Origin of the sequence: Stieleria sedimenti (assembly GCF_025060895.1) — a bacterium.
Classification (GTDB): domain Bacteria; phylum Planctomycetota; class Planctomycetia; order Pirellulales; family Pirellulaceae; genus Stieleria; species Stieleria sedimenti.
Map to the genome: position 1 here is coordinate 43,271 of NZ_JANZKV010000011.1, position 24,108 is coordinate 67,378.

At 59.5% G+C, this 24,108-nt stretch carries 14 protein-coding genes; 3 read left to right on the forward strand and 11 right to left on the reverse strand.

Features of this window, described 5'->3' with window-relative positions; translation table 11 throughout:
* Window positions 1-93 precede the first annotated feature (93 nt).
* Together NZK35_RS01710 and NZK35_RS01715 are read right to left on the reverse strand one after the other, a co-directional pair.
* Window positions 94-1,323 (reverse strand): RimK family alpha-L-glutamate ligase, encoded by a 1,230-nt coding sequence (locus tag NZK35_RS01710; protein WP_259630870.1) that lies wholly within the window; start codon window positions 1,321-1,323, stop codon window positions 94-96.
* A gap of 24 nt (window positions 1,324-1,347) precedes the next feature.
* Window positions 1,348-2,418, reverse strand: coding sequence for a succinylglutamate desuccinylase/aspartoacylase family protein (locus NZK35_RS01715; RefSeq protein ID WP_259630871.1), 1,071 nt, complete (start codon window positions 2,416-2,418; stop codon window positions 1,348-1,350).
* A 186-nt stretch (window positions 2,419-2,604) separates the two neighbouring features.
* On the opposite strand from NZK35_RS01715, the gene NZK35_RS01720 reads away from it, so the two are divergent.
* Together NZK35_RS01720 and NZK35_RS01725 are read left to right on the forward strand one after the other, a co-directional pair.
* Complete coding sequence (locus NZK35_RS01720; RefSeq protein ID WP_259630872.1) at window positions 2,605-3,450, forward strand: serine/threonine-protein kinase; 846 nt, start codon at window positions 2,605-2,607, stop codon at window positions 3,448-3,450.
* A 99-nt stretch (window positions 3,451-3,549) separates the two neighbouring features.
* The gene (locus NZK35_RS01725; protein ID WP_259630873.1) at window positions 3,550-4,302 is read left to right on the forward strand and encodes a PP2C family protein-serine/threonine phosphatase; all 753 of its coding nucleotides are present in this window, start codon (window positions 3,550-3,552) and stop codon (window positions 4,300-4,302) included.
* Between the two features lie 124 nt (window positions 4,303-4,426).
* Here NZK35_RS01725 and mgtE read toward each other — a convergent pair whose 3' ends face one another.
* The 6 genes from mgtE to NZK35_RS01755 form a co-directional block, all read right to left on the reverse strand.
* The gene (mgtE, locus tag NZK35_RS01730; protein ID WP_407699756.1) at window positions 4,427-5,854 is read right to left on the reverse strand and encodes a magnesium transporter; all 1,428 of its coding nucleotides are present in this window, start codon (window positions 5,852-5,854) and stop codon (window positions 4,427-4,429) included.
* Between the two features lie 398 nt (window positions 5,855-6,252).
* A complete protein-coding gene (gene corA / locus NZK35_RS01735; RefSeq protein ID WP_259630874.1) occupies window positions 6,253-7,335 on the reverse strand; it encodes a magnesium/cobalt transporter CorA in 1,083 nt (360 codons plus the stop codon).
* Window positions 7,336-7,425: 90 nt separating this feature from the next.
* Entirely contained in the window at window positions 7,426-8,571 is a 1,146-nt protein-coding gene (locus NZK35_RS01740) for a transporter substrate-binding domain-containing protein (protein ID WP_259630875.1), read from the reverse strand.
* Complete coding sequence (locus NZK35_RS01745; protein WP_259630876.1) at window positions 8,568-9,656, reverse strand: transporter substrate-binding domain-containing protein; 1,089 nt, start codon at window positions 9,654-9,656, stop codon at window positions 8,568-8,570. Before NZK35_RS01745 ends, NZK35_RS01740 begins: the two co-directional genes overlap by 4 nt.
* Window positions 9,653-10,885, reverse strand: a complete 1,233-nt coding sequence (locus NZK35_RS01750) for a protein phosphatase 2C domain-containing protein (RefSeq protein ID WP_259630877.1) — start codon at window positions 10,883-10,885, stop codon at window positions 9,653-9,655. The genes NZK35_RS01745 and NZK35_RS01750 overlap by 4 nt, the downstream gene beginning before the upstream one ends.
* Before the next feature lie 370 nt (window positions 10,886-11,255).
* Window positions 11,256-14,774 carry a mechanosensitive ion channel domain-containing protein gene (locus NZK35_RS01755; RefSeq protein ID WP_259630878.1) on the reverse strand — a complete coding sequence of 1,173 codons (3,519 nt, stop codon included), beginning with the start codon at window positions 14,772-14,774 and terminating at the stop codon, window positions 11,256-11,258.
* Between the two features lie 233 nt (window positions 14,775-15,007).
* Between NZK35_RS01755 and NZK35_RS01760 the strand changes: the two genes are divergently transcribed.
* Window positions 15,008-18,439, forward strand: coding sequence for a mechanosensitive ion channel domain-containing protein (locus NZK35_RS01760; RefSeq protein ID WP_259630879.1), 3,432 nt, complete (start codon window positions 15,008-15,010; stop codon window positions 18,437-18,439).
* A gap of 361 nt (window positions 18,440-18,800) precedes the next feature.
* Here the strand turns inward: NZK35_RS01760 and NZK35_RS01765 are convergent, their stop codons facing one another.
* The 3 genes from NZK35_RS01765 to NZK35_RS01775 form a co-directional block, all read right to left on the reverse strand.
* Complete coding sequence (locus NZK35_RS01765) at window positions 18,801-20,015, reverse strand: threonine/serine exporter family protein (protein ID WP_259630880.1); 1,215 nt, start codon at window positions 20,013-20,015, stop codon at window positions 18,801-18,803.
* A gap of 797 nt (window positions 20,016-20,812) precedes the next feature.
* The gene (locus NZK35_RS01770; protein ID WP_259630881.1) at window positions 20,813-22,117 is read right to left on the reverse strand and encodes a TlpA family protein disulfide reductase; all 1,305 of its coding nucleotides are present in this window, start codon (window positions 22,115-22,117) and stop codon (window positions 20,813-20,815) included.
* A 304-nt stretch (window positions 22,118-22,421) separates the two neighbouring features.
* Complete coding sequence (locus tag NZK35_RS01775) at window positions 22,422-23,978, reverse strand: N,N-dimethylformamidase beta subunit family domain-containing protein (protein WP_259630882.1); 1,557 nt, start codon at window positions 23,976-23,978, stop codon at window positions 22,422-22,424.
* Window positions 23,979-24,108: the final 130 nt, after the last annotated feature.

The window sequence follows — 24,108 nt, forward strand, 5'->3', positions numbered from 1 at the left end:
ATTGGGGCGTTGCCCCTACCTGGGTACTTGATGGTGCGTCAGTCATACAAACGCTTCGCGTGACAAAACCGATAGACGCCGCACCCCCCCCGCTCAGGACCCCGTCGCTTCGGGATCGCTGGTCATGGCTTCGTGGGCGACGGGCAGGTCGGGCAGGTGGAGGACTTTCGGCTTGCGGATTCGCCGCGTCTTCTTGGGGATCAAACCTCGCATCAGTTCCAGTTTGCCGAAGCACAGCAGGCGATCGCCGGCCATCAATTCGCGATCGGAGCGTGGGTTGGGGATGACGGTTGAACCCCGGTAGAGCGTCAGTGCGTTGATGTCTTTTTCGCGCAGTCCCGATGACTGGACGGTTTTGTTGACGAACTCGGACCCTTCGGGGATATGGATTTCGGCCACACCGTAGCCGCGGCTGACGGTCAGTCGTTGCCGCAAATCAATTTCGGGGAAATCGACTTGGGCGGCGATGTAGTCGATGATGGACCCGGCGATGTCCAATTGCGTGCAGTGCTCGATTCCTTCTAGTCCTGGGGACGAATTGACTTCCATGATCTGGGGGCCATCTTTACCTTCGAGCATGTCGACGCCGGCGACTCTCAGTCCCATGATTTGGGTGGTTCGGATGGCAGCCTCGCGATAGTCATCGGGCAGATCGACCGGTTCGGTCACGCCACCCCGGTGCACATTGCTACGAAACTCTTGCCCTTGGGCGACGCGACGCATGGCGCCGACGACCTGGTCTCCGACGACGAACGCACGAATGTCTTTGCCCTTGCTTTCGGCGACAAACTTCTGGATCAGCACGTTTTGCCTTTGGCTTTGCAGCAACTCCACGATCGCTTCGGCGGCCTTGACCGATTCAGCCAACAACACGCCGATGCCCTGGGTGCCTTCCAGCAGTTTGATGATGACCGGGGAGCCGCCGACGCGTTCGATGGCCGGCAGCACGTCCCGTTTGTCCCGAACGAAGGTTGTTTCGGGGATCCCGATTTGGTGTCGACTGAGAATCTGCAGGCTGCGAAGCTTATCGCGGGAATTGGAGATGCCGGCGGAAGAGTTGGTGGTGAAGATATCCATCTGTTCGAACTGCCGTACCACCGCGGTGCCGAACTGTGTGATGGAGGCTCCGATTCGTGGCAGCACGGCGTCGTAATGAGACAGCTGCTTGCCGCGAAAGAACAGGTCGGGTTCGGCGGGCTTGAGGTCGATCGCAAATTTTAAGGTGTCCAGGACTTTCACCCGATGACCGCGTTGGATGGCGGCCTCGCGGAGTCGGCGGGTGCTGTAGCAGCGGATGCTTCGCGAGAGGATTCCGAGTTTCATGGCGTTGCGGTCACGGGTTAGGGATTAGTTCGGGTCGACGATTTGGATGTTGGTCGAGAGATGTTCTTGGGCGGTCCGTTGCACTTCGTCGGCTTGGGAATGCTTTTCGACTCGCCGCGCGCTCTTGGCACCGGCTAGGCGTCCCAGATGAACAACGGGCTCGCCGGGCTGAACCGCGGGCAGGGTCGACATCCCGATCACGATCCCGTCAAAGGGGGCGATCAGTTGATTCTGGTCTTGGTGCACCAACGTGCTATTGGTTGCGATCGGCTGTCCGGCGGCGACGGTGCTGCCCGGGGAGACATGCAAGTCCATGAATCCGCCACGTTCGGCGCGAATCCACTTGGTTTGCCTGATCTTGACCTGCCCGATCGGCAGTTCAGGTTCACCCTCCATCATCTCCAGGCTTTTCAGCACGTTCAGCACGCCGCGTCTCATGCATTCGACGATCGACGGTTCAACCTTCCAGACCTCGCCACCCTCGACCACGATCGTCGGGCAGTCCGCCAGGGTGGACTCGCGGCGCAGCGACCCTTTGGGGCCTTTCCCATCGAGGATCACGCCGGCACCAAAGGCTTCGGCCAGCCGCATACAGTCCGGATTGCGAAAGTCGGCTCGAACATTCGGGTAATTTGTCCGCCGCACGGCGGCGGTGTGGAGGTCGACTCCGTAATCACAGCGGCGTACGATGGCATCAAAGATCACCTTGGCCATTCGTGTCGCCATGCTTCCGCTGGCGTTGCCGGGGAAACAGCGATTCAGATCACGGCGGTCGGGCAGATACCGTGAATGCCGCTCGAACCCCAGCACGTTCAACACCGGAATCAGCACGACCGTGCCCGCGGTGAGTTGCAAGTCGTTGTCGGCGATCAGCGACCGGATCGCGCCGGTGCCGTTGATTTCATCGCCGTGGAGTGCGCCGGAGACGAAAACCGTGGGGCCGTCGCGAAGCCCCCGAATCACCCGCAAGGAAATCCCAACATCCCGACTGCTGTAACTTTCGGTGATCAACAATTCCGAGTTGACCGATTCGCCGGGAGCGACGGACTTGCCGAACCAAGTCTGGCTGGAAGAATGAGGGGAACCTGGGACCATGGGAGGAGACGATCGCAAAGCGCGCAGCTTTCAATGAGTATTGGGCAAATCGTCCCCTATTATAGGGAAGGTGATGCGTTCTTTGCAGCGGGCGATTCGCTTCATCGCAGCGGTCGACCGCTCACCGCTGACATCGGATAGACGCTAAAGTGATGCGGAGCGGAAACGACGAGCGACGACAAAGGCATGGCAAAACAAACTGACTACCCCATTTCCGGCGATGCCCCGCGACTTCGAGTCGGAAGCCGTTTGGGAAAATATCGGCTCAACCGACGGATCGGACAGGGAGGATTCGCTGACGTCTACGCCGCCACCGACACCCTGCTTTCGACCAAGGTGGCGTTGAAAATCCCGAATTCACATTGGGTCACGCCCGAGCTGATCGATGAGTTTCGTCGCGAGGTCAGGTTGACGATCGAATTGGACCATCCCAATATCCTGCCGATCCGTGACGCCCGTTTTATCGATGGGCATTTCGTCATCGTTTCGCCGCTGGCCAAACGAACGCTCAATGATCGCTTGACCAAGCGAATGCGGTTCGAACTCGGCTTCGAATTGATGTCGCAATTGCTCGAAGCGGTCTCTTACGCTCATTCGATGGGCGTGATTCATTGCGACATCAAACCCGAAAATATTCTGCTGTTTGATGACGACTGGTTGCGGCTGGCTGATTTCGGGATCGCCAAGGTCGCTCAGCAAACGATCAACGGTTCGGGGACCGGGACGCTCGGCTACATGCCCCCGGAGCAGGCGATGGGGAAACCGTCGACCCGCAGCGACGTGTTTTCGCTCGGCTTGATCGCCTATCGACTGTTTTCCAGCAAGTGGCCCGAGTACCCCTTTGACTGGCCGTTTCCCGGCGCGGCGACGATTCGTAAACGCGTTCATCCGGACCTGATCGGCATCATCCGCAAATCCGTTGCCGTCAAGCCGCGCGATCGGTACGCCGATGCCGGTAAAATGGCCTTGGATTGGGAGAAATCGCGGACCAAGGCGATTCGCCACGCCATTCGTAAACGAAAATCGAGTTAAATCGTTTCCGGACGCATTGTTTCCAAACCGACGCCGTAGGGCTCACGATTGCTCCCCGCCAACTCAACATCACCGACGCGGCTCTATCTCGAAAGCGAGATGGACGAACCTGAGGTTCTCGGCCATGGCCAAGGTCGTGTACTGGCGTTTGCCCGCACCTGCCCGGGCAAGCAGGACCCCAATGACGACAGTGCCGCGGTCATCGGCACGTTGGATGGCGGATTGGTGTTGGCCGTCGCCGACGGTGTCGGCGGTTCTCCGGTCGGACACAAGGCATCCGCCATCGCCATGCAATGTCTGCGCGACAGCGTGGCATCCCAAACCGCCAGCGGTGATCTCCGGCCGTTGATTCTCGACGGGATCGAGCGGGCCAATTCCGAAATATTGGAACTCGCGATCGGGGCGGCGACCACTTTGACGGTGATCGAAGTTCAGGATCGCGTCGCCCGTGGCTACCAAGTCGGTGACTCCATGGCGCTCGTCGTCGGCCAACGTGGTGTGGTCAAATGGAAATCGACGTCCCATTCACCGGTGGGCTATGCCGTCCAGTCCGGCATGATGGGCGAAGACGAAGCGATGCATCACGACGAACGCCACTACGTCTCGAATCTGGTCGGTTCCAAGAGCATGCACATCGAAATCGGGCCGGCCGTTCGCCTGGCCGCACGCGATACCATCCTGCTGGCAAGCGATGGGCTGTTCGATAACTTGCATCTGGACGAGGTTTGCGCGCTCGCCAGAGTCGGCCCGCCGATCAAACGCATGCGCTCGCTGGTCGATCAGGCGACCCAGCGGATGCACTCCGAGCACGGCAAGCCGGACGATTTGAGTCTCGTCATGCTGACGCCCTGATGTAGGGCTCGCTTCCAGCTTGCCGCGTCGCAAGCTTTCGCTTGGCGTGTGGGAGGGGGGCAAGCCTTCGCTTGCCGGGACGCAAGCTGGAAGCTTACGCCACTTTGGAAGCTTGGCCACTTTGTCAGGCGACCAGGCGCGAGAGCAACAGCGTGGCCAAACCCAACACGAAGAAGAAGCCGCACATGTCGGTCACCGTCGTCAGCAACGGTCCGCTGGCCACGGCGGGGTCAAACCCGAATCGTTTCAGCACCAGCGGCACGACGCCGCCGATGGAAACCGCGACGATCGTGTTGGCGAATAACGCGACGCCGACGACCAGACCCAGGTAGCCGTTGCCGTCAAAAATCACGGCACAGATGGCGACCAGCAACCCCAACACCGCTCCGTTGATCAGCCCCACCGAAACCTCTTTCCACCAAACGCGAAAGACTTCCGAGGGGCGTACCAGACCGAGCGACAGCTCACGCATACTGACCGCGACCGCCTGGTTGCCGCTGCAGCCGCTCATGTCGCTGATGATCGGCAGAAAAACGGCCAGCGCGATCACCGCCTGCAGGGTTTCCTGAAAGTAGGCGATCACCGCGGCGGCACCGATATTGAGCAAAATATTGATACTCAACCAGCTCAGTCGTCGGCGGGCACGAAGCCACAGCGGCATCGAACGCAGTTCCTCGCCGCCCACGATCCCCTGGCTTTTCAGATAGTCGCTTTCGGCGGCGCGGGTTTCTTCGTAATTGACCGCTTCACGGTGCAAGACGCCTTTCAGGCGTCCGTCATGGTCGACCACCGGGACACCCAAAAAGTGATGGGCGTCGAACAGTTCGATCAGGTCATCCAGCGGCGTGGTGTCGAGCACCGAGATCGGATCGGTGATCATCAGATCGGCCAGTTTGGATCCGCGCCGGACGAACAGCAGGTTTTGCATCGGCAGCACCCCGACCAGCGAGCCATCGTGTTGACAGACGTAGGCGTAGCGGACATCAAAATCGCTGTAGATCTCGGCGTTGGAATTCAGCTCGGCGATGACGTCCGCGACGGTCATGTCGGGGGTAAAGCGAAGCATCTCCAGCACCATCATTCCGCCGGCGACGTCGTCTTCGTAGGCCGCCAATCGGCGGGCGGCGTCGGCTTCGACGACGGGCAAGACGTCCAAAATGGCCGCCGCCTGTTGGTCGTTCAAATCGCCCAAGACGTCCGCTTGTTCATCACTGGGTAATTCGTGGACGATCGCCGCGGCGGTGTCCGGCTCCAGTGACGCGATCGCCTCGGCAGCCTGGACCTCCGGCAACGCCGCGATCAAATCTGCCGCGTCCTCGGCATCGAGCCCCTCGAGCACCTGCACGCGATGGACTTCGTCCAATCGACTCAACGCCAACGCCTGGTCGGTCGTCGAGAGCTCCGAGAGGAATTCTACTAGACGCCCGGCGTCACCCTGTTCGGCCAAACGGGAGAGTTCTTCCCAGGGCCGATCCGAAACGGCAATCTCACCGACAAGTGAATCGGAATCGCCAGCGGTATCGAGCGTGGTCGGTTCGTCTGGAGTCGTCACAGTGCTAGCCTTTTTTCTGAATCGGTCGAGTGCGGCTTTAGTCTGACGGTGATTGGTGCGCTGACAAGCCGCTTAGCGCTGGCGCGGAGGAAAAAGTGTGGGATCTGATGAGTGGGAAGTGGGATAGGCTTCCAGCCTGTCACTGCGTAGGGCATGCTGTGCATGCCTGGTGTCAGCGTAGGGCATGCTGTGCATGCCTGGTGTCACGCACAGCGTGACCTACGCTGCATGCCTGGTGTCACGCACAGCGTGACCTACGCTGCATGCCTGGTGTCACGCACAGCGTGACCTACGCTGCATGCCTGGTGTCACGCACAGCGTGACCTACGCCGCATGCCTGGTGTCACGCACAGCGTGACCTACGCGGGGCAAGCGACAGCCCGGAAGGCTCTCCCGAATCAGCCTCGCCCGATCCAGCCTTTACGCCAGAAAAAGTACAGCATCGCGACACAGGTCAGCGTCATCACCAACCACAGCATGGGATAAGAGTAGCGGTAGTGAAGTTCAGGCATGTGTTCGAAATTCATGCCGTAGATTCCGGCCATGAAGGTCAACGGAATGAACACGCTGGCCATGATGGTCAGCACCTTCATGACCTCGTTGGTCCGGTTGGCGACCGAGGACAGGTAGGTGTTCATCAATCCCGTCGCCATCTCGCGATACATTTCGGCGACTTCCGACGTCTGGATGCAGTGATCGTGGGTGTCGCGCAGGTAGACGCGAACGTCTTCATCGACGAGCGCAAAATCGCCGCGGACCAGCGAGTTGATTGCTTCGCGTTGCGGCCAGATCGCACGGCGGAGGTTGATCAGTTGGTTCTTTAGGGTGTTGAGTTCACCCAGCACGTCCGGCGACGGGTTGCGAATCACTTCGTCTTCCATCGCTTCCAGGTCGTTGCCGACCGCTTCGAGCACGGGGTAATAGCCGTCCACGATCGTGTCGGCGATCACGTAGGCCAGGTAATCGGCGCCACGCCCGCGAATGATGCCCTTGCCGCTTTTTAATCGTCTGCGGACGGGGGCAAGGATGTCGCCGTAACGCTCTTGGAACGTGATCACATAGTTTTCCGCCAGCACGATGCTGACCTGTTCCATGTCGACACGATAACGCGACGTTTCATCGCTGTCTTTCAGTCGAACCATACGAACGACGATCAGCAGCTGGTCACCGTACAGTTCGGTCTTGGGCCGCTGGGGGACGTTGACGACGTCTTCCAACAGCAAGGGGTGCAAATGAAAGATCTTGCCAACCTTGTTCATCACCGACCGATCGCCGAATCCCTGCACGTCGACCCAGGCGACGGTTTCTGCTTGAAACGCTTCCTGGAGCTGGTCGAGGTCTTCGACGGGACGTTCGTCATAGCTTTGTTGATTGTAAAAGATGCCACGCACCACCGGCCGCGGCGATTCCTTGGAGATGACGAGCGTTCCCGGGCGGGCACCCACGCGGGTGTGGCGTTTTTTAAAAATCTTGAGACTCACTGGTCCAATCCTGGGGTTGCGTGTCGACCCCTCTGGCGTGGTCGCTGAAACGTGTCGATGGATCCCGCCCGGCCAGACCGATGTGTGGCGTCACTCTTGCATGCTACCGAGGTAACGTTGCAGCGTGTCTTCCCAGGCCGACGACGAGGTTCGCTGTAGCAGGCTTTGGTTGATCGGCTCGCGTAACGGACTATTGCTCGGTAGCGCAAACGCGTAACTCTGGCGTTCAAAGGTCACCGGCAAAACGAAAACATCACCCTCCACGGCTTGCAAGACAAGGTGCCGAAGAATGGGCGCGTCATAGACCACCGCCTCGCAGCGTGCTTCGGTGAGGCATTGCAGCGCCAATTCGACGGTCTCGAAGGAACGAAAGCGGATGTGACGCGTGCGCAGGTAGTCGGCCGACGTCGAGCCGGCAACCGTCGCAACCTTGACGCGCGGCAGGTCCGCCGGCCCGGCGACACGTGATCGCAGCTGGTTGACGGTCAATGCCGAGGTGACCGCCGCGGTGAAGCTGGCGACGATGAACAGCCCCGAAAACATCCAGACCAATCCGATCAGCCGACCCGGCAACGTCTTGGGGACCTTGTCACCGTAGCCGACGGTGGTCAGTGTGACCGCCGCCCACCACAACCCGACGCCGATCCCCTTCACGACCCCGTATTTGAAATCACTGCCGTGGTGCTTCCGTTCAAAAAAGTACACCGCGACCGCGCTGATCAACATTGCGAACATCAAACCCGCCAGGATTCGCAAAAACGTCGGTGCGAGGACTGCCTCGAGGATCCCTTGCCAAGCCGCGCGCCGCTGCGAGCTACCAACGGCGATGCCGAGCCCGGAATGGTAGAACGCGTGCGTGAAATCCATTCGTCGCTCACGCTCCGCATTGACGGTGATCGCGGCGACGGCGATATCGATCCGGCCGGCCGCGACCGCGTCGAGCATCTCGTCGAGCGGATAGGATTCAAAGCGAAGCTGGATTTCATGTTTCGATTCCACTTCCAGATCCGATTTGATGGAACGCATCAGGTCGATGCTGATGCCATCCCAACCCCCGTTTTCGTTCTGCATCGCGAAAGGCGGAACGTCGCGCGTTGCGACAATGAGCTGATCGGGAATGTCCACCGTTTGGGACCGATCCGTCGATTGAGCGAAGCAGTGGCTGCCGCTCAAAGGCACACCACAGAGCAGGACGAGCAGTCGAACGAGCAGCGGGACAGCTCGGGGAGAGATCATTGGGTGTCTCCCAAATAGCGATACAGCAGATCGCTCCAGGCGTCCGTCGCACGATACCGCAGCAATTCCTCATTGAGCGGTCGCCTCAGGTCGCTGCCGGGTTTCAGGGCAATCGCGTACTCTTGCAGGTTGAACGAGACGGGCAACACGTCGATGCGGTCATTGAATTTCAGCATCGCCAAGTGTCTCAAGATCGCGCGGTCATACACCACGGCGTCCGCTTTGCCTTCGTCGACCGCCTCAATGGCGTCTTCGGGTGTGGGGTACGTGCGAAAGGCGATGCGCCGATTGCGGAGATACTCGGCGCTGGTGCTGGACGACACCGTGGCCACACGGACATCCCGCAGGTCGCTGGGGTGCCCGATTCCGATGTCCAATTCTCGGACCGTCAGTGCCGATGCGATGACGCCCGTGATCAGGCTGATGACCGCGATGCTGGCCAGCATCGAAATCGTCGCCAAGATTCGACCCCAAACGCTGACCGGGCTGATCCCTTTGTGGCCCAGCAGCACCACGATGGACCACCAGATGCCCATCGATACCCCCTGTCGACGTCCGCTGCCGAATACCGTTTCATTGCGTTTGCGTTCAAACAACCAGAACAACCAGCCGCACAACGCAACGATGCAGGTCATGCTGAGGACAAACAGGACTAAACGAAAGGTGAAAATCTGACGGATCGACGCCCACACACTGGCGCGATGTTGTCTCGAAACCGCGATCCCCAGCCCGGTTGAATAGTGCGGATGACAGAATTCCATCCGGTGGTGGCGATCCGCCGTGACGCTGATCGCTGCCACGCCGGCATCGATCTCACCACGCTCCAGCCCTCGCAACATTTGCTCAAGCGTCAGTTCACGGAATTCATATTCGAGATTTAATTCCCCACACAGGTTCTTCCACAATTCGATGCTGATGCCGCTCCAGGTCCCATCTTCATTCTTGATCGCAAACGGGGGGCTGTGCTTGGTCCCGACGGTGATCGGCTGCTCGGATGCTTGCTGACCGATTGCGAGATCACTGACGCAGCACAGCGTGCCCAAGACCAATAGTTGGACGATGCAGATGCGGCCGATGTGATTCATTCCATTGGCCCGGTGTCATCCAGGTTCAGCGGTCGAGTTTGTTGCTTGATGATTTGTTTGGCGAGTCGCTTTCCCAAATTGCGAAGCATCACGTTGCCTAATCGTGGCAGCCGTCGCGTCAGTTTGCCGAATTCCTTGCGGCTGATCACGAGCACGCGGGACGGTTCGATGGCGACAAGTGATGCCGAGGATCGGACCACGGTCAACAAAGATGCTTCACCAAAATAGTCGCCCGGTCCGAGTTCCCCTTCGATCAGATCGTCGTCGATCACGCGAAATCGACCGTCCAGGACGACGTGCAGACCGGGCACGCCGGCATCCATGGAGATCAACTCTTTGCCCGCGGCGCACTGGATCGTGTTGGTGATCGAAGCCAGGTGCATCAGGCGGCGAACGGAAAGCTTCTTGCACAAGAACAGGCTCTGCAGACATTCGATCTTTTTTTGAACGTCTGCGGCCGGGTGATCGGTTGCATCGCCTTGCACTTCGACCACGATCGCGGTGATGTTGTCGGCACCGCCGGATTGCTTGGCAAACTCGACCAGCTTGTCGGGTTGCGTGATGATGTCCGGTTCGGACATGAATCCGGCGACGCACGACGTGTTCTCGAAATAGTTGCTCAGCCCGTCAGAGCAGAGCAGCAGGCGGTCGCCGGGAATCAAATCAAACAGCAAGGTATCCACGTCGACGAATTCGTGCGGACCGATGCTGCGGGTCAGGACGTGTCGATAGCGGCTGTTGCTGGCTTCTTCTTGGGTCAGGTCCCCGGAGAGAAACAGTTCGTTGGCCAACGTGTGGTCGCTGCTGAGTTGATGGACTTCGGTTTGTCGAAATAAATACAAACGCGAATCACCGACGTGGGCCATCACACCTTTGTCCTCGACGACGACCAACAGGGTCAGTGTGGTCCCCATGCCGGCATAGTCCGGTGTGGCCCGGGCCAGCTGATTGAGCCCCTGGCTCGCCTGCTGGACGGCTTCTTCGACGACCTTCAGCACTCGGAACACCCCGTCGGGCGACTCGCCGGCCGAATGGATCAGGTCGCGGTTTTTGGACAGATGTCCCGACGCAAACTCGATCGCCCGCTCGGCCGCCACTTCGCCGGCCGCATGGCCACCCATCCCGTCGCAAACGACGTACAACCCCAGGCTCTCGTCGATCAGATACTGATCTTCGTTTCCGTCGCGTTTCAATCCCTTGTCACTGATTGCCGTTGCGACGATCACCATGAGAACAGACTTGTGGTCAGCAGCTTGAGGGCAGGAGGTTGTGGTCGCAATGCCCACGATCCCGCCGGGAAATACGCTCGGATCGCGTTTCGCACGACCGCTCCACTATAGCGGATTCGACTGCCGGTTGACACCGCTGGCTTCGAACCGCGTGACAGCGCGAACCCGCCGGGAAACGCGCAGAAGCATTTTTAGCGGTAGGACGCGAGCGGGTTGCCGATTTCGTGAGCCGCGACGCGTAAGCGGCCGGGCATTCAACCTGCCCGAGGCCTTACGGCCAGCGGCTCACCATAGCCTCAACAAATCCCATTGAATCGACAGGCCGCTTGCGCCCTGCCGCTAAGACCTCGTCAAACACAGATAGCCGTACCTACGCCGCCTCGCTGATCGAGTTGGACTGCGATCGATCCCCTTCCAGTCCCAGCGCCGTCGCCGCCGGCATCGTGCGAATGTGCAGATCGCGTTGCGGGAAGGCGACCTCGATTCTCGCCCGGCGGAACGCTTGATCGATCTGGGTGTGCAGCTGATGAATCACTTCGAGCCGATTGTCCAGGGTCGGAAGATAGGTGCGCAACGAGAGGTTCAGCGCGTTGTCGCCGAACCCTTCAAAGGTCGCGATCGAAGGCGGATCTTCGAGAATCAGCGGGTGGTCGTTGGCCACTTTGAGCAGAATCTCGCGGGCCCGTTCGGTGTCGGATCCGTACGCCAAGCCGACCTCGATCACGATTCGATTGACCTTGTCTGACAGCGTCCAGTTGAGCAACCGCCCGGTGATGAATTCCTTGTTGGGGACGACGTATTCCTTGCGGTCCCAGTTGGTGATGGAGGTGGCTCGGATGCGGATCTTGGAGACCACGCCGGTGACATCATCGACGGTCACCACGTCGCCCACGCGGATCGGACGTTCCAGCAAGATGATCAGACCCGCGACGAAATTTGCGAACATTTCTTGCAACCCGAATGCCAAGCCGAAGGTCAACGCCGTCGCCAGCCATTGGATTTGTGACCACTGCAGACCGATCGTCGAACAGGTCGCGATCGTCCCCGCCAGTACGATCGCATAGCTGACCAAGGTGGTGATCGCATAGCGGACCGATTGATCGACCGGCAACTGCTGCAGCACCGAGATTTCCAGCAAGCCCGGACCGTTTTTGGCCAACACGAACGTGACGAAGGCGAGCAGAATGGCCAAGGCCAGGTCCGACGCGGTGACGACGTCGGTGGACTCGCCGGTCGCGTCCACGATTTCCGCGGAACTTTCCAACGCGTCTTGCCCGGGGACCAGTCCGACCGCCGGGGCTGCCGCAGCGGCGACGGCTGGTGTCTTCGATCCGCCCCACAATTCGTATTTGTCCAGCATCCCAAGCGCGGGCAACACCTGCACCCAAATGCACCATAGGCCGATGACCGAGGCGGCGATCAACGCGCTGTTGACCAATCGTTGCGTTTGCAGACTGTGCGCGGAAATGTCGCTTTCCGGAGTCGTGGTCACAATGCCGGCGACCGATTGACGCCCCTCGTCGTCCGTGCCCGACGAGGCCGCCGCGGCACGCTGACGTGATTGGGCAATGCTCAACGAGCGTCGACGCAACATCAACATTCTCAGAAACATCGAACGCAACACCAACAAGACGGAGACGAACAGGGCGGTCGCAAACACACGCCAGAAAAGCACCTCGGCGGTGTAGTAATAGCCGAACGTCGCCAACAGCCCCAGCGTCACGGGAACGCTCGCCGCCGAAATCCCCCAGACGTACCGAAGCCGGCTGACCCATTCGGATTTGTGGGTCGCCAGGTAATCACGCAGCACGCCGCCGGGACTGAGGATGCGATACAGGAACACCGCCAAGACGAGCATGCCCACGATGTAGGCCATCCGCTCGACCGAATTGCGGCCGTGCGACGAATCGGTCACCGACAGCGTGCCGATGACGAACATGATCGGCAACGCGAAACCCATCAGTTGCCGGAGTTCGCGACGCACCGTGGTCGTCACACTGCGGCTCCAGCGAAAGTGGTTTTCTGCCAACCCCAACGGCCGACAGACCTGGCGCAGACATTCCAGCGCCAACCAGATCGCGGCAACGCCGAACAGCCCGCGTGAGACTCCCTTGATGAACAAGTCGCCGCCGTGGGAAACATTCAGCCGCCAGCCGAGGAACACGCACAAAAGTGGTCCGGACGCAGAAATGACGATCGTCAGTCCCAACGTCAGCACCGTCGGAACCATCGTTTGGCAATTCGCCTTGAACGCAATCTCGCCGGCATGCTTGATCCGCCCTCGCATGCGTTTGCGACGTACCATCAACACTCCGATCACCGCCGCGGCCAACAGGTACAGGGGGAAACTCCGGCGCGCATCTTTGGCCAGGTGTGTGCCCAAGCCCAACCATGCTTTGGCGTCCAGCAGTTGCTTGTCGGTCGTTTCGATCGCGAAATCCTCGGAGAGGAATCTTGCACTGCGGATCCACAGAACGCGTTCGTCGATGTAGTTCTCGTACTCGGCGGTCAATGTGATGATCTGGCGGTCTTCGAAATCGAGTTCCACGAGCGCGTCGAAGTACTGGTTGCTGGTCCGGATCAGCGCGTCCAGGTATTCCTGCTTTCGGGCCAGCAGTTCTTGGGCCGCCGACTGGAGCACGGTGATATCTCTGCCGCTGGTCGGGTGCTTGATCATTTCGGCGATGCAGGATTCGGTGTCCGCGATCGCTTGACGTTCGTCGTCATATTCAAACAGTTCGTATTGGGCATCGTTGATCAACGTCTGGCGGTTGGCGACCGCGGTCTTTCGCTGTCGAACGTCGGGCAGGGTGGAGCGTTGTTTTCGAAGCAGGGCGCCCACCGAGCTGGTCAAACCGACCAACTCCACTTTGTTCTTCGTGGTTTTGAATTGCTTGGCCAGTCGCTCGTGGACTTCGGTGGAGGCTTTCAGGTCTTGTTCAGCCGTCGCCAGCGAATCGGCGACCCGCTTGGCACTTTCGGCCAACGCCTGGTTCTGTTGGGCAAACGCCCGCAGCGAGGGTGCCGCTTCGATCGCTTCGAGCTTCGCCTTGCGAACCGATTCGGCCGCGGCGAGTTCGCGTGCCGCCTTGATGCGAACCCCCAACGCCTCGAGACTCTTTTCGGTAAACATCACCTGCTTGGCTGCCAAGTCCGATCGCAGCTGGACGATGCCGAGCGCTTCTTCGGCGTCATACTTGGCCAGTTCCGCTTCGAGCGTCGGGATCTCCATCTCCAGAACATGCTGGCTGGTCTCGGCGCGGACTTGTCGGGCCGTGGTCAATGGAGTGCTCAACGCTGTGGGCTCGGCGGTGGCCTCGGGCACACGGTTGCGCCGCGTCTCTTCGAGCTTCTGCTGCAACAGCACCAGCCGTGACCGTATCTCTTTGCGACGTTGTGAACGCGCCTGGGATTCCGATTCGGCGGTCAGTCGGTTTTGTTTTTGCGTCGCCAGCTGAAGTTCCAGCTGTGCCAGTTGCTGTTCCAGTTCGACCAATTTCAACTGGGGGTCAATGGCCGGCTGTTTGGTTTTTAATTCCTCCAGTTTTCCGCGAATGCGTTCTGCCTTCGCCCCGGCCGCTTCCGCTTCCGCGGCGAACTCTTCCCGCTGACGAGTCAATTCCTGGGCCGCTTTCAAATCCGCCAATGCGGCTCGATACGATTCCAGGACGGAGTTCCGGACGTCGGGGGGGATTGTCGCGTCTTGGTCAACCGTTTGCAGCCGCTGGTTGATCTGTTCCACCGTTAGCGTGGGAGACTGCGGGCTCGATTCGGCCTGCGTCGGGCCAACCGGGGTGCTCTCGTCGGCCGCCGACACGCCGACCGATAGGGCCAATCCACAGCTGAGCGTCAACGCAAAAAAAATCCGGCACTTGATCGAATGAGACAACAAAGCAGGCCTCCTGCCTGAATCGTGATGGGAAACGCGCGGCGGTCCGCCAGTACCGCAGCGGCGACACTACGACAGAAGGGCAGGTCGCGGCAAGTCGTTTCAGCGATCTCCGACCCCATCAACCTGCCCGCGTCAATCGCACTCTTCGAATCCTGGGCGGTCCCGCTATGATGCTTCGACTGTCGCAAAAAATTGAACCAAGCATGTTGTTTGAACACCCTGATCCCGCCATGACATCCGCCGAAATGCCGCTTGCCCCACCGACCCGCCGTACGATTTGCTTGCAATGTTTGACCCTTCTGATGGTCCTGGTCTCGCCAAGGGCGTGTAGTGGCCAGGATGCGCCCGCTGCGTCCCCTGCGACGCCGGTCGTCGCATCCAACGGCCCCACCGCCGATTCGATTGATGCCGATTTGGCGGCACTTGAACTGAAGACGGATTTGGACGAGGCGACCAAGGCTCGGCTGGTGGCGATGTTGCAACAAGCGAAAAAGACGTTGCAGCAGGGGCAGACGCAGCAGGAATTGGCCAAACAGTATTTGCAGATGATCGGCAGCGTGGCGGCGCGTCAGGCCGAGCTTCAGGCAAAGCTGGATGCGATGGCGGGCAACGAACCGAAACTCGCTGCCGATCTGACCCTCGCCGATGCGACGCAAAGTTTGGCCACGTTGAAGGCCGAACTCGCCGCGGCCTCCAAACAGGTGACGGACCTGACGGCCGAATCGGCGCGGCGGCGGACACGGCTGACCGAAATTCCCGGCTTGCTGACCGCCGCCGAGAAAGAGCGCACCGAGGTCACCAATCAGCAGTCCCAGCCGGCACCGGTCAATGAGTCTGCGATCGAGTCCCAGACCCGAAAGACGTTGCTGGCCACCCGCGCCGAAGAATTGTCCACCCGGATCGAGTCCCTTCAAAACGAGCAGTCGGCCTACACCGCGACGGTGGATTTATTGCCGCTGGAGCGTAAGCTGGCCGAGGCGAACGTCACACAATTGCGTCGTCAGACCGACCTGCTGCAGGCGGCGGTTTTGGAAATGCAAAAAGACCAGGTACGGGCGACCGCGGCGGATTTGGAGCAAACGGTCAACGCCGTGCCAGTGAGTCTGCGGGGATTGGCGAGGGACAACGTCGCACTCGCGGAGATCCAAAAGCAATTGATCGAGCAGGCGGCCGAAACGCAACAAAAGCTGCTGGAGGTGAAAGCCGCGATTGAGGACGTGAAAGCCGATCAAAAATCATCCAAAGAACGAATCGACGCGGTCGGGCTGACCGACGCGTTGGGCGTGATCCTGCGTCAGCAACGAGACGAAGCCAAAGCGCTGAAAAACAAGTTTCGCCCCCGCGACGATCTGAATGCGAAGGTCGAAGAATACCAAATCAGCACGTTTCGCTTGGAAGACGAACTGTCCGATATCAACCAGTGGCTTGATCAACGCGAAGCCCCGCAGCTCGATTGGGATGCAACGGAGTTTGCTTGGAAGGATTTGAGCCAAGCCGAGGCGCAATGGGTGTTGTCCCGCAAACGGCAAGAGTTGATTGAGGAAACACTGCAATCACAAAATGCGGTCTTGCAGTCGATGTTGAATAGCGACACGCAGCGGCGCGAATTGATCTTGTTGATCGACCAGTTCATCGATGCGATCGATGCGCATTTGTTTTGGACCAAGGATGCACCGACGATTTCCGTTGGCGAATTGGCTGTCGCGCCCGAGTTGGTCCAATGGGTCAGTTCGCCGAAGTCTTGGGCCAAAGCGGTCGAGCAAATGGTGTTGACGGTCACGCTCAAGCCGTTGCGATCGCTGGGGCTGATCTTGGTCGCGTTTGCGGTGTTGTTTGGACGTGCTTGGGCGCGGAAACGGATCAAGCATGAGGGCGAGGAGGCGACGAAGATCAACGTCGGATTTGATTCCACCCTGCGGGCCTTGGCGGCCACATTTGTCGTGGCGATGGTCTGGCCCGTTTGCCTGGGCACGTTTGCCTACCTGATTCTGGAAACGTCGCCGGCGGATCCCTTCGTCCACGGACTCGGGGACGCCCTCGCCATGGTCGCACTCTACGTCGCATCGCGAGAACTGCTCGGCAAAGTGTGTCGTGACCAGGGCGTGGCGGAGTGCCACTTCGGATGGACGGACGGATTGCGGCGGCACCTACGAAGACACCTGCGTTGGTACACGTGGGTGGGCGGATTGATCGTCTTTCCGATGGGCCTGTTCTTTGAGCATCCCGATGCCGATGTTCGGATCTTTGCGATTCGGGTTTTGTCGACGGCACTCTTCCTGGTCACCGCGGTCTTTCATCACTTGATGCTTCGCCAACGAAGTCCGCTGTACGTGCAACTCATTCTCGATCATCCCAATTCATTGCTGTATCGCATGCGGAAGGTGCTGTGGGGCCTGGCCGTCTTGCTGCCGGTCCTGTGCGCGCTGATGGCGTTGGCCGGTTACTTGGAAACGACCTTTCGGCTGGGCCATTCGCTTCAAATGACGTTCCTGTTGCTGGTGGCGACGGTCCTGATGCACGGACTGCTGACGCGCTGGTTGATGCTCCGGCGGCGTGATTTGGCACGCCGAAAAGCGATGGAGTTGCGGCAGCGAAGACTCAAGGAAATGGAGGGGACCGAAGGGCAAGCGATTGCAAGTCAAGCCGGCATCGTTCTTGAGGAAGAAAGCGCGGCGGATCTCGATAAACTCGATGAACAAGGTCGCCAAACGGCCGTTGTCTTTGCGTCGCTGTTGGTCCTGGTCGGGATCGGGTGGATCTGGAGTGATCTGGTTCCCGCCTTGACCTATTTCGACAACGTTTCGCTTTGGAATGTGGGGACCGGCGAAAATATCGAAACGGTCAGCCTGCTCGACGTGATGTACAGCTTGCTCGGCTTGACGTTGATGATCTATGCAACGGGAGTGGTGCCGCGGGTGTTCGAATTGATGGTCCGCGGCAGAACATCGCTCGACGGCGGAGCACGCTATGCGATCGCCACCCTGATGCGCTACGTGATCGTTGTCGTGGGCAGCTTCATCATCTTGAGCTTGTTGAGCGTTCCCTACAACCAACTCGGTTGGCTGCTGGCCGCGGCATCGGTCGGGCTCGGTTTCGGGTTGCAGGAAATCGTGGCGAACTTTGTCTCCGGAATCATCTTGCTGCTCGAACGCCCCGTGCGAGTCGGCGATGTGGTCACGATCGACGGCACCACCGGGATCGTTTCACGCATTCAAATGCGGGCCACCACGGTCACCAATTGGGACCGCAAAGAATTGGTGATTCCGAACAAGGATTTGATCACCCAAAAACTGCTCAACTGGTCGCTCACCAACGTCATCAACCGGCTGACCATCGACGTCGGCGTGGAGTATGGAAGCGATCCCGATCAGGTCCGCGAACTGCTTTACAAAGTCGTGCGGTCTCACCCGCTGGTGCTCACCGACCCCGCTCCCTTGATCAATTTCGACACCTTCGGAGACAGTTCGCTGAACTTTGCCGTTCGCTTTTTTCTCGAAAAGCTAGACAATCGAATCGAAGTGACGCACCAAATTAATACCGCGATCGCGGACGCGTTTGCCGAAGCCGGCATCACGATCCCGTTCCCCCAACGCGATTTGCACCTGGACGTCAACGGCGACGGCAACGCGTTGCCGCTGTCGATTCGACGCGGGAAGGACTAACCCCTTTTGGTGCTACGCTGTGAAGCGTTTTTTAGCGATAGGGCGCGAGCCCTCCGCTGTTTCGGTAACGATGAGGAACCGGAGGGCTTGCGCCCAATACCACTTACTTTAGCTCTAAAGGTGTTAGCGGAACGGCGCGAGCCGTCCGGTTGCGGTTCAAAAAACACCGTGACAGACCGGAGGGCTCGCGCCCTACCGCTAACACAAACACCCCGCTTGGCGTCAAAGCTCCCCGGAGGTGGCGCTGCGCTGACCTCCGGCTACTCGCTGAAATCCCTTCGGGATACTGAACTCGCTGACGCGATCTCCTCCACCGATTGGATTAAATCGTAATACATGGCGATGCAACTCAGAACGGACGTCAGAGAATTCGCTTCGGCGGAATGACCACGTTGGAAACGAGTAACCCGCCGACCAAGCTGGCGCCGACCAGCATCATTTCAAATCCGAACTGAACGCCTTCGAGGGTCTGGTGTTGCCACAGCGCTGACAGGGAACGATAACCGAACGATCCGGGGACCAGGATCAGCATGCCCGGCGTCAGCGAAACCAGCGCCGGGATGTCGCGGATTCGGGCGTAGAGATTGCTGACACATCCGACCGACAGGGCTCCGAAGAACGAACCGACTTCAATGCCGAATCGCGGTCCGATTCCCCAGCTGGCGAGGACTCCCAGGGTCGACACCAGGGAGATGATCGGCCATTGCCGCCAGCGGGCACGAAACACGATTGCAAACGCGATCGGCGCGAGCGCCAGGGCGATCCATTGCCAATAGGGCTCCGGCAATGGGCGCGGTCCCAGTTGCGGATGAAGGCGATCCAGCAGACGCCAGACCAGAAACACGCCCACGACCAACGTCGCCAACGAAACCAACGCCCCGGACAGTCTGGCCACCCCGGCCGACAAATGCCCGACGGCCAACTCCGTCAACGCGACCGTCAGACGCAGACCTGGAATCAAGATGATCAGACCGGCCAGCGTGACCAGGCGATCATCGATCGGCACCACGTAGGCCGCGACCAGCAAGGAGCTGGTCGCCGCCGCGACACCGGCCAGAGGTTCCAGCAGCCCCGATTCCCAGCGCCAATGCTCGTGCAGCAATTCGATCCCCGCGACGAACGCCCCGATCAGCCCGGCCGCGGCGATCTCCCAAGGCGTTCCGCCAAAGAAAACCGCGACGGCGGCACAGGCGACCGCGCAGGCGGAGATGTAGACCGGGCGGCGATACAAGGGCGTCGCCTCGTCGATCCGTTTTAATTCCGCCATCGCCACGTCGGTGCCGATCTCCAGACGATCCACTCGGCTGAGCAGTTGATCAAACCGAATCAGTTTGTCGACGTTCACCGGCCCACTGTCGACGCGTCGGACCACGGTCATTTCGTCGCCCGATCGAGCACGCAGCGAAATCACCAGCGCCGTCGGCGTGTACAAGAACTCGCCGTGGATATCCAAGGCGTTGGCCACTCGACTCATCACGCGCTCCAAGCGGTGCGACGGCGTGCCGTAGCGATGCAACATGATCGCTGCTTCGATCAAGAATGCCTGTGTCGGAGGCGTTTTCTGTGAGTTTTCCATCCGCGGGGTTTTAGTCCGCCGCCGGATCGCGGGGAAGGTGTTGCAGGGCTGGGATGAACCAACACGCGCCGACGCATCGGATCCTGCCCAGTCGAAAATTCTAGTCAGATCTCGCCGTCGAAATTCGTCGGCGGGGCAGGTTTACCCCGAGAGGAGTTGCAGCAAGTAGCCGGTGGTCGCCTCGGCGCACCACCGAAATCCCCGAGTCGATTCTTTGACTGCAGGATTTGGCAACCGATTTAGATTCTCTCCCTCTGGGAGAGACGGCGTTTGCGCAGCAAGCAAACGCCAGAGAGGGCCGGCGCTGCGAAAGTCTTGGCGAAGTCCACTAGACTCCCATCCGGGATGCAAAGACGAAGCAGAACGCCTGAAGGCTGGACACCAACGGTGGCTGGATTCCCTTCGGGCACCGTGCCGGTCAGTTCCCCGACAAGAACGCCAGGAGCCGCAGACCGACGAAAAGGATCCCCAGGCCGAGCAGCACGAGGGAGAGCAGGGGAGGTTTGCCGGCGGTGGTGGACACGTCGATTGGCATGGGGACCGTCGCAGGTGACGAGGTAATCGGCGCCGGCAGTTCGGCCCTTGCATGGTCATCCCATCACCTCGGGCCACTGGTGAGGGCCACACGGATGAACCGTTGGTGAGTTGCAGCGGGCACCGACAGAGGTTTGCATCGTTGAGCGACTCCGCAGTCGACGGTTGCCAGAAGCTTTTGTCAATCGCTACGGGAGAACGGACTGGCCTGCGACGATTGCAGACCAGCCGACGGGATCTGACGGGCGGATCAGAGATTGGTTCTATGAATCTCCGTCTTCATCACCATCGTTGTCATCTTCATCGTCCTTGTCGTCATCACTCTGCTCGGTTTCGTCCGGTTTGTCTTCGAGTTCGATGTCGAATTTCTGTTCCAGTTGGGCTTTGATGAAATCACTCAGGCCCTCTCCTCGCAGTTGTCTGGCGGTGGCCAGGATTTCACCGCTGTCACCGTCGACGAGCAGGACAAAGGGGATGGCGCTGACATCGTGCATGCCGCTGAGCGTCATGTCGCCCATCTTACCCTCGTAGATCTGTGGCCAAGCTAGTTCGCGTTTTTCTCGAAAATCCTGGATCTTTTCCTCCATGTCGGGACGGTCGAGACTGATGCCAAGGATCTCGAACCCGTTTTCGTGCCAGTTCGCGTAGGCTTTTTTCATGTGTGGGATTTCGCGGACACAGGGACCGCACCAGGTTGCCCAGAAATCCAACATCACGAGCTTGTCCGCATAGGAATCGGGGAAGTTGATCTCGTCGCCGTCCATCGTCGTCGCGGTGAACGTCAACGCTGGTTTGCCGATCGTCAGATCCGGTGGCATCTGCATTTGCTCCAGTTCTTCGGCGGCTTCGTTCAGCGAGAGTGCTCCGTCCTCTAATTCGAACACATAGGTTGTGCCCGTAAAGTTGAAGGGGGTGCCGACGGAAGCTGTTTCGAATCGACGACTGATTTTTCCATTTCCGTCACGGTCGACGGGAAGTCGCGTCGTCGACGATGGCGCCCCGCTGACGAACGTGCTGAATTCTTGTCCGTCCAATTCATACGTGTATTCGTAACCAAAATCGGTATAGAACAGAATCGTGTCTTTGAGTGATTGGCGGCGCTCGTCGTTCGGATCGAAGCGATAGAAATTGATCGTGCCGATCTTGTCCTCCCCCAAGTCGATTTCTCCACTTCCGCTGTACATCGTGCTGTCCCCTTGCGTGGTGGATTTCCACTTCGGTTCGGGGTCGTTGGTCAAGTCTCCATCGCCGTTGGTGTCGATGTACAGTTTCGAGTCGCCCTCCTCGGGCTCATCCAAGATGTAAGCCCACTTTTGATCGCCGACTTTGAAGAATCCGTAGCGGGGTGCTTGCAGGTCTTCCGGTGCCACCTCGACGATGTCGGCTTCCTGGTCCATCTTGGATTGGATCGGACGATAGCCGCCGACCTTTCGCGTGACGCCACTGGAAAGAAAGTCGGCTTTGAGCGTTTGGGCTTGGACGTCCGACTCACCACCGCAGAAAAAGACCGAGCAGCAGACAAGAGCCGGGAAAACTACCGCGAGACGCGGACCATGAAAAGAAGTCATTGAAGGGATTCCGTTAGATCGGGATGACTGATTTGATCAGACCTGTGCAAACGAAGCACTGGCGTTGCGATCCCTGCAGAATGGAGTCGATCACAAGTGTTTCCGTCCACCGGCTTGATGAAATTCTATTCTAGCGATCTTCGGCGGCACCGGGGCGCCGGGCCGCCACCCGGATCTTCGGGAGATAGCGGAACGGCGCGAGCNNCATTCACTCAGCAGAACCCGACTGAATCGACAGCCCGCTCGCGCCCTGCCGCTCACAGCGACGGAAGGGGTTCGCGGTGATGAATCGCCGGCTGGTAGCTTACGCCGCGTTGTTGATCGCCCGCCGCAGCAGGTTGTGGGTGATTCGTTGCACACGGTCGTCCGGCCCATGAGGGCGACTCCAATGGGACCAGGGGATCCAGTGGCCCGGCGGACTGGCCAGGTCTTGGCACCACCAGATCGTCGCGGCGTTAAACACAAAGTTGCCTTTGGGGCCGGGATAGATCGTCGATGTCCATTCTTGTGGATTCACGCCGCCCTGCAGTGCCGTCCCTTTGCCGACGATTTCCAGTCCGGGGATATCCGCCGGCGGGTCGCCATGATATTCCCAGCCGATCAGCCCCGGGATCGCTTCGCCCCGCTTCATCCCCGTGCCTGCGAACATCCAATGATCCGGCAGTGCGCAAATCCAATCGCCGCCGCCGTTGACCGGGCTAACGTTTCGCGCTCCCATCAAATAGCCTTCGTCGCCGCCGCGATGCGGAAACGGTCCGTGCCGTTGCTCACGAAGTTCGGCCCAGCGGTAGTCACCTCCGTACGGACCGCCGCGAAACAGAATCCGGTTCGCCCGGCCGTCCACGCTTTCGCGGAACGGGCTGACCCAGCACACGGAGTTACCCGACAGGAACAACAAACTGACGCCTTCGTCACGCATCTTGACGACGCTGTCGTATTGCCGAATGTCCCAGTACTCATCGTGTCCATTGCTGATGAATGTCTTGCACTTCAAGCCTCGATCCGGCGTCAACATGTCGCTGTTGGAGCAATAGGTCACATCGTAGCCATGTTTCTCCAGCCAATAGGCCAGCGGATACTCAAAGCACAACCACTCCCCCGACCCGATCGTTTGTGGATTCTCAAAGATCTGGGGATACATGCCGTAGGGGCGATCGAAACTGACATCGGCCCAGGGACCCTGGTTTCCTTTGGGGTGGGTGTAAACGGAATAGTCGTCGGGCCACTGGTTGTACGCTTGCCAGGTGTTGTCGCTGCACTGCAGCAGGATGTCGGAGGGGCGGTCGTCCCGGATGATGAAGACGACGTAGTTTTGCCAGTAACCGAATCCGGTCGAATCGGTCAGCGTTGAAAGACGACCCAAGTACACGCCGCTGGGCCAATCATCGGGAATCGTCAGCGTCACCGAGGGCGTCCACTGACACTCGCGCAACCGCTTTTCACCGACTTCCGGCAGCGGCTGCACCGAACCATCAAAGGGGCCGAGTTTCGCCATCAATCGAGCGCCGCGGCCGCCGTAATATCCGGTGCGAAAGATCTCGATTACGAACGCTTGTGCCGGGTCGGTCGAAACCATGATGTCCATCGATTCGCCGGCCGCTACACTTTGCCGCGAACAATACCCTTCGATCTTCGACGCCCGCACCCCGTCGCGTGAATCGAGACGCACCCGCGTCAGTTGCCAGTCGCGTGATCCCGGTTTGGCGTTCTCCTCGCGAATCAGCGACGAACCCGCTCGCGCAGTGACGTCTTCCTTGCCATTCGCCATCGCAGCGGATGACAGCGCACCCAGTGCTGGTGTCATTGACACGCTCTTGAGCAACTCACGCCGACTGATTTTCGATCGACTGGGCTTGGACATGGCATCTCCTTCTGGGCGGTCAAGCAGTTTTAAGTCACCCTCCTGGCAGGAGGGTCGAGCGAAGCGAGGGGAGGTCGACCGGTGAATCGCCGATCCAGCCTCATCGTTTATTTAATGGAACACGTCGCCA